At 37.1% G+C, this 8060-nt stretch carries 6 protein-coding genes; 4 read left to right on the top strand and 2 right to left on the bottom strand.

Features of this window, described 5'->3' with window-relative positions; all coding sequences use genetic code 11:
* Positions 1-333 precede the first annotated feature (333 nt).
* On the top strand, positions 334-651 hold the full coding sequence (locus ABEB31_RS14400; RefSeq protein WP_347052332.1) for a GIY-YIG nuclease family protein: 318 nt from the start codon (positions 334-336) through the stop codon (positions 649-651).
* A 453-nt stretch (positions 652-1104) separates the two neighbouring features.
* On the opposite strand, the gene ABEB31_RS14395 is transcribed toward ABEB31_RS14400, so the two are convergent.
* Positions 1105-1653, bottom strand: a complete 549-nt coding sequence (locus tag ABEB31_RS14395) for a type 1 glutamine amidotransferase domain-containing protein (protein WP_347052331.1) — start codon at positions 1651-1653, stop codon at positions 1105-1107.
* Between the two features lie 242 nt (positions 1654-1895).
* Positions 1896-2327 carry a cupin domain-containing protein gene (locus ABEB31_RS14390; RefSeq protein WP_347052330.1) on the bottom strand — a complete coding sequence of 144 codons (432 nt, stop codon included), beginning with the start codon at positions 2325-2327 and terminating at the stop codon, positions 1896-1898.
* Between the two features lie 481 nt (positions 2328-2808).
* On the opposite strand from ABEB31_RS14390, the gene ABEB31_RS14385 reads away from it, so the two are divergent.
* From ABEB31_RS14385 to ABEB31_RS14375, 3 genes are all read left to right on the top strand, one after another.
* Positions 2809-3402, top strand: a complete 594-nt coding sequence (locus ABEB31_RS14385; RefSeq protein ID WP_347052329.1) for a TetR/AcrR family transcriptional regulator — start codon at positions 2809-2811, stop codon at positions 3400-3402.
* Between the two features lie 245 nt (positions 3403-3647).
* The gene (locus ABEB31_RS14380) at positions 3648-4865 is read left to right on the top strand and encodes an efflux RND transporter periplasmic adaptor subunit (RefSeq protein ID WP_430408232.1); all 1218 of its coding nucleotides are present in this window, start codon (positions 3648-3650) and stop codon (positions 4863-4865) included.
* Positions 4866-4876: 11 nt separating this feature from the next.
* Entirely contained in the window at positions 4877-8041 is a 3165-nt protein-coding gene (locus tag ABEB31_RS14375) for an efflux RND transporter permease subunit (protein WP_347052327.1), read from the top strand.
* Positions 8042-8060: the final 19 nt, after the last annotated feature.

Raw genomic sequence — 8060 nt, 5'->3', positions numbered from 1 at the left:
GAGCTATAGCGAACAGGTGAAGCAAATCACACTATCCCGAAGCTTCGGGACACAAAGTATTCGCTAATCCTTGTCGATATACGAGTGCGATTTCTCCTCCGTCGAAATGACAAACTGGATGTGATTTTTGTGATCTTGCCATTTAGACTGGAAGGAGACTCGAGCTATAGCGAACAGGTGAAGCAAATCACACTATCCCGAAGCTTCGGGACACAAAGTAATTCGCTAATTTTTGTCGATATACGAGTGCGATTTCTAGTTCATCGAAATGACAAACTGGATGTTAAAAATAAAAAACGAATTATATAGAACCTAGTAAAAATATTATATCTAATGCTTAATCCTCAAATTGGTTTTCATAGTTATTACGTTTACATTATAACCAATGAACATCGTACTTCTTTTTATATTGGCGTCACAAATAATTTAAGACAAAGACTTGCAAAACATAAAGAAAATATTGATTTAAATATCAATTCTTTTGCGGCAAAATATAATATTCAGTTTTTAGTTTATTATGAAAGATTCACTTGGATACAGGAAGCGATTGCAAGAGAAAAGGAATTGAAAAAATGGAGACGTGATAAGAAAATTGAATTGATAAAAGGTTTTAATGAAAACTTTGAATTTCTGAATTTTCGTTTTGAGTAAGTTATGTTCTTACGAACATTTTAACACAAAGTATTTGTCATTTCGAGGAACGAGAAATCACACTAGAAACTCCGCTCCTGTTTGTCAATCTTTGTCGATATACGAGTGTGATTTCTCCCTTCGGTCGAAATAACAAACTAGATGGAAAACGCGAGCGCTGCACATTAGCAAAGGGAAGAAATCACGAGAAACTCCCCAATCATTTGAGAACATAGCCTCTGGTTCAACCAGAGGAACGCAAAGATTGATCCTCAATTAATTAAAAAGAATCAATTGCCTCCAGCTTTAGCTGGAGGTATAAATAAAGCTAAATAAGGCTTTAGCCAAAATACGCATTTGGCTAAAGCCTTTTACTATTAAATCTTTTAATCCCCTAGGGGCTATTCAATAAAAAATGCAAGACCAAAATTGATCCTGCATTTTTATAATTTGATAATCCAAATAAAATATCTTTTACACAGTCTGACGCTCGTGTTTTCCTTCTTTAATTTCCTCCACCATTTTTTTATTAAAGGCAGGCAAATCATCTGGTTTTCGGCTGGTTACTAATCCGTTGTCTACTACAACTTCTGAATCTTCCCATTGTGCTCCGGCATTTTTCAAATCATTTTTAACAGAGAAGAAAGATGTTACTTTTCGACCTTGTAAAACATCGGCATCTACCAGAATTTGTGGTCCGTGACAAATAGCCGCTACTGGTTTTTTACTTTCAAAAAACGAACGTACAAAATTTACTGCAGCTTCTTCTCTTCTTAATGAATCCGGGTTTAAAACTCCTCCCGGTAGCACCAAAGCATCGTAATCGGCTTCATTTGCCTGATCTAATACAACATCTACATTATATTCATTGCTCCAGTTTCCGTCTTTCCAGGCTTTGATAGTTCCTGCTTTCAGACTGATGATATCTGCATTCCATCCTTGCTCTTCCAGATATGCTTTAGGAGATGCTAATTCTGATTCTTCAAATCCGTTTGTGGCTAATATGGCGATATTCTTTTTCATAATTTTAAATTTTTAAAACGTTATTAATTTTGATTTACCTAAAATTACTTATTTCAGACAGCCAGCGAAAGCAGTTGCTGTTAAAGCTTTCTTTAAAAAAAGTTAATTAATTGAAGTACAGTTTTTTATTAAAAATTTAATGATAATTATATAAGATGCCTGTCAATTTACTTTACTATTTTATAACATGAAAGTAAAGCATGAAAAAGTGAAGTATATAAATTAGTTGGGAAATTACGTGATTACCTCAAATCCTTCTTAATCACCAAATATTTCAAATTAGTATTTCCCGCATTACTGATTCCGTGTTCGGCATTTGGCGGGCAATATAAACTTGTATTTGGACCAACGATAACCGTTTTTCCGACAAGGAAAAAAGAAGCAGAACCTTCAAGAATATAAAAGAATTCTTCTTCAGGATGATGATGCGGCGCGTGTGTCGATTTTCCTGGTTCTACGATACTCATTTTAAGTGTATTTTCCTGAGTAAAATTTTTGTCGCCAAACCAATATTGGTAACCGACTTTGGTATTCGTCGCTTTGTCTAAATCAAAATGATTGACGCAGTTTTCTATGGTGTATTTTATTTCTGTTTTCTCTTTAGTTTCCTGAGCAAAAGCTTGTTGCAGAGATAAAAGAGTAATTGTGGTTTTTAGGAAAGTTAATGGTTTCATTTTTTTTATTGTAATGTTACGAAAAAAAGATTACAGTTAGGTCTATTGATGTTTTGTCATCCTGAGCGAAGTCGAAGGACACGTAAGTAGCTCGACAAAGATTGTGGATGCAGCATTTCGAGTTTCTTGCGGAGATCCTTCGTTAAGATGACAACTTCATGCTAAATAGCTAATCTCAATCTATAAAAAATTATGAAAAACTAAATTTTCTCGCCTAGCCCCGATCGAAATGATATCCTTTTATGGCGGGGTTCGCCATAAAAGATATAATGTAGAGCGGGACAAAGGTCTTGAAAATAAAAAATGTGCTGCTCCTGAAAAAGATTCACACAGCAAAAAACTTACTAAAATTAGCACTTCACGAGCTTTTTAAGAAACGCTTATCGTACGATAAGAAAATATTATGACCAAAATGTTTTGTAATTCGAAAAACCGCCATACATTTGCCTAACAGTGTTAAACAATTTAATACTCGAATAAAATGGCTAGCAAAGATCGAATTTTAAGACAAAAAGAAGAGACAAGAAATAATATTCTTGGCGCTGCTTATGATATCGTAAAAGAAGAAGGCTGGAATGGTTTGAGTATGCGTAAAATTGCCGATAAGATCGAATATACTGCTCCTATTATTTATGAATATTTCTCGAATAAAGAAGCAATATTAGAAGAACTTACCGGTAAAGGTTTTGTAAAACTGACTAAAGAATTGCAAACTGCAATAGATAAGTTTGAGAAACCGGAAGACCAGTTAGAAGCTATGTGGATGACCTATTGGGATTTCGCTTTTACGAATACTGAAATGTATCAGTTGATGTTTGGTGTTCAGATGACGTGTTGCGCACAGCGATGTTCGGCTCAGGAGGGACCTTACAAATTATTCACTCATGTGATTGCTGAAGTAATGAAAGACAGCAATCCGAGTCAGGATATCATTAAACAAAAGTATTTCACTTTCTTTTCTGTTATTCATGGTTTAATCGCCATCAATATCATTAATAAAAGTGATATCTTAGAAACTATAAATGCACAAATTTTGAAAGATGCCATTGGCGGTATCATCAAATCAATACAATAAAAATTTTTTCAATTTTTACTTAACGGTGTAAAATAATTTAATTGGATAATATAAAATCCTTTTTTTTGAAACGTTAACTTAACACTGTTAGAAAATTTAATAAAGGTAATAAAAGTTTTTTTTTAGACTCTTACTTAACGGTGTTAGAAAATTTAATACCGATTTACAAATAAACTGAAATGACGACTGTATAGAAATTTGCGCACTTTTACTTAACAACGTTAGATAATTTAATATAATTAAATATGAATCCCGAGAATGCCACAATACCAAATGAATTAATCCGAGAAAATGTTCAACCAATTAAAACCATAATGAAAATGAAAAATGCAATAATAACCAGTTTTATTCTGGCTCTAGTTTTTAGCAGCTGTGCCGATAAAAATCAGGCTCCTGCTGCTCCGCCTCCACCGGTTTTACCAGTTTTGGCAATCACAAGTGCAAATACGACCACTGACGCTGAATATCCTGCTGCTATACAAGGAACTGTAGACGTTGAAATTCGCCCACAGGTAAGCGGAAACCTTGACAGAATTTTTGTAGACGAAGGTTCTTATGTAAGCAAAGGTCAAACGTTATTTAAAATCAACGAACGTCCTTTCCGCGAGCAGTTAAACAATGCTTTGGCTAGTCTGCACGCGGCAGAAGCGGCTTTGATCAACGCTAACTTAGAAGTTGATAAACTGACTCCGCTTGTACAAAATAAAGTAGTTTCTGATTATCAGTTGAAAACGGCTAAAGCCACTCAAAAAATTGCTGCTGCAAACATTGAGCAGGCAAAAGCCATGGTAGGTTCTGCCAAAATTAATTTAGGATATACTAATGTGACAGCCCCGGTAAGTGGTTACATCGGAAGACTTCCTAAAAAACAAGGAAGTTTGGTTTCTGCTTCTGATGTTGAACCTTTAACTACTTTGTCTGATGTTCATGAAGTGTTTGCCTATTTCTCTTTGAGCGAAACAGATTTCATCAACTTTAAATCGAAATACGCCGGAAATTCTTTAGGTGATAAAATCAAAAAATTACCTCCCGTGCAATTAATTTTAGCTGATAATACAGATTACCCAAAAACAGGAAAAATTGATATGGTTGACGGTCAGTTTGACAAAACAACCGGAGCTATTACACTTAGAGCGACTTTCCCAAATGCAAATGGTACGTTACGTTCCGGTAATACAGGAAGAATCCGTTTAGGTTTACAGCACGACGATGCGATTTTAGTTCCACAGTCGGCTACAATCGAAATGCAGGACAAAGTCTTTGTTTTCACGGTAGGAAAAGACAATAAAGTAACTAAAATGCCAATTACAGTTGTGGGTAAAAACGGTACCTACTATTTAATTAAAGATGGCGTAAAAACAGGCGATCAGATCGTATTGAGCGGTATTGACAAATTACAGGACGGGCAAGCAATTCAGCCTGAAAAATCAACAAAAGTTGCCGAGGTAAGTACTAAAAAATAATTTCAAAAAAAATGTTCAAAATATTTATACAAAGACCAGTATTGGCAACTGTAATCTCCATTTTATTGGTGATCCTGGGTGTACTTGGTTTAACTAAACTGCCTTTACAACAGTTTCCAGATATTGCACCTCCATCTGTTTTGGTTACGGCGGTATATCCGGGAGCAAACGCAGAAACGGTTTTACGTTCTGTGGCACCTTCTCTCGAAGAGTCGATAAATGGTGTAGAAAACATGACGTACATGAGTTCTACGGCGAGTAACGATGGAACTTTAGCGATTACTGTTTTCTTTAAATTAGGAACAGATGCCGATCAGGCTGCTGTAAACGTTCAGAACCGTGTGGCTCAGGCTACCAGTCAGCTTCCTGCGGAGGTTGTGCAGCAGGGTGTTATCACGGCGAAACAACAAAACTCTTTCATCATGGCGATTGGTATGTATACCGATGATGAATCAAAATACGATCAGACTTTTGTTGCCAACTATGCACAAATCAATATTATTCCGGAGTTAAAACGTATTCCGGGTGTGGGTTCTGCCAGTATTTTTGGTGGTGTTAAGGATTACTCGATGCGCGTTTGGTTAAACCCGACACAAATGGCAACCCATAATGTTACGCCTAGCGAAGTAATGGGCGCGATACAGGATAAAAGTTTGGAAGCGGCTCCGGGGAAATTTGGTGAGCGCAGTAAAGAGGTTTTCGAATATGTAATTAAATACAAAGGAAAACTGACCAAACCAGAAGATTATCAAAATATTGCCATTCGTTCTAACGCAGACGGTTCTGTGCTCCGTTTAAAAGATGTTGCCAGAGTTGAATTGGGTGCGTATTCTTATAACAGTTTAACGCGTCTGAATGGTAAAAAGGGTATTGTAATTGGTGTGATTCAGTTAGCGGGTTCTAACTCGAATGATATTCAGATTGCGATCAATAAAATGATGGAAAAAGCCTCTAAAGATTTTCCAAAAGGCATCAAACACAATATTTTCTACAGTACAAAAGTTTCGCTTGATCAATCTATCGAACAAGTTGAGCATACATTGATCGAAGCTTTTATTCTGGTATTTATTGTGGTATTTATTTTCCTTCAGGATTTTAGATCAACTTTAATCCCGGCTATTGCTGTACCTGTAGCAATTTTAGGAACGTTCTTCTTCATGCAGCTATTCGGATTCTCGATTAATCTTCTTACGCTTTTCGCATTAATTCTGGCGATTGGTATTGTGGTCGATGATGCCATTGTGGTGGTCGAGGCCGTGCATGCGAAAATGGAGCACAAACGTCTGTCTCCAAAAGTCGCCACGCATGAAGCAATGCACGAAATAACGGGTGCTATTATCTCGATTACGCTGGTAATGGCTGCTGTATTCCTGCCGGTTGGTTTTATGGAGGGCTCAACAGGAGTTTTCTATCGTCAGTTTGCTTTTACGATGGCAATTGCAATTGTAATTTCGGCTGTTAATGCATTGACTTTGAGCCCGGCGCTTGCTGCTTTGTTCTTAAAAGACAATCACAGCGCTCACGAGCATGGGGCGCCGTATGACAAAAAAGGATTTAAAGAAAAATTCTTTACCGCTTTTAACAGCAGTTTTGAATCTTTGACCAACCGTTATGTTGGCGGACTTAAATTCTTAATCAGAAGAAAATGGCTGAGTTTAGGCGGATTAGCTTTAATTACTTTGGCTACTGTTTTATTAGTAAAAACAACTCCAGCAGGATTTATTCCGACAGAAGATCAGGGATTTATCGCAATTGCGGTGAACACGCCATCGGGAACTTCGCTTGACGGAACTCAAAAGGTAATGACCGAGGCCGAAAATACTTTAAGAGGTTTAGACGCTTCAAGATTCGTAACCGCGATTTCAGGTTTCAACTTATTGACCAATTCAACAAGTCCGTCTTCTGCTGTAGTTTTCGTTTTACTGAAACCAAATGAAGATCGTGGCGACATTAAAAACATTGACGAAATCATGAATCAGGTTCGTGGTAAACTGGGCGCTATTTCCGGCGGAAGTTTCTTCGTATTCAGTTTCCCAACTGTTCCCGGATTTAGTAATGTTGAAGCATTGGATTTGGTTTTACAAGATAAAACCGGAGGAAAACTCGATAAATTCTCAGGAATTTCTCAAAATTTCATTGGTGAATTAATGAAACGTCCTGAAATTGCGGTGGCCTTTACAAGTTTCAAAGCCGATTATCCACAATTACAATTGGATATTAATGATGAAAAAGCGAATCAGTTAGGTGTAAATGTAAAAGACATTTTACAAACCATGCAGGCTTATTTTGGTAGTGCGCAGGCCTCTGATTTTAACAGATTTGGTAAATATTACCGTGTGGTGGTTCAGGCCGATATCGCCGACAGAGCCGATCCAACTGCCATTGACCGTGTTTTCGTAAAAAACAAAAATGGCGAAATGGTGCCAATAAATACGTTAGTAAAACTTACTCGTATTTATGGTTCAGAAACCGCTTCAAGATATAATTTGTTCAACTCAATTTCGATTAATGCGATTCCGAAACCTGGATTTAGTTCCGGAGACGCCATTAAAGCAATTGAAGAAGTAGCAGCACAACAATTGCCTGCAGGTTACGGGTTTGAATTCTCGGGCCAGACACGTGAGGAGATTTCTTCCGGAGGACAGTCTGCAACTATATTCTTACTGTGTTTGATTTTTATTTATTTCTTACTTGCTGCACAGTACGAAAGTTACATTTTGCCTTTGGCGGTAATCTTATCAATTCCTGCAGGTATTTTTGGAGTATTTGTGGCAATCGGTTTAACCGGAATTGAAAATAACATTTACGTTCAGGTTGCGCTGGTCATGCTGATCGGACTTCTAGCCAAAAACGCCATTTTGATTGTGGAATTTGCGGTTCAGAAAAGAAAATCAGGACAGGCACTAGTCAGTGCGTCTATCGATGCTGCCAAATTACGTCTGCGACCAATTATCATGACATCTCTTGCTTTTATTGTTGGTTTAGTACCGATGATGAGCGCCAAAGGACCGTCGGCTCAGGGAAATCACTCTATTAGTATTGGAGCTGCGGGCGGAATGATTTCGGGTGTAATCTTAGGATTATTCATTATCCCGGTTTTATTTATCGTATTCCAATATTTACAGGAGAAATTCAGCGGCAAACCGATCGCTGTGATTCATAACGAAGAAAAATAAAAAAATGGAAAATTATATA

The sequence above is a fragment of the Flavobacterium olei genome, assembly GCF_039749035.1.
Lineage (GTDB): Bacteria > Bacteroidota > Bacteroidia > Flavobacteriales > Flavobacteriaceae > Flavobacterium > Flavobacterium olei.
The sequence above is the reverse complement of the archived record's forward strand: the minus strand, read 5'-3'. Positions and strand labels throughout refer to the sequence as shown.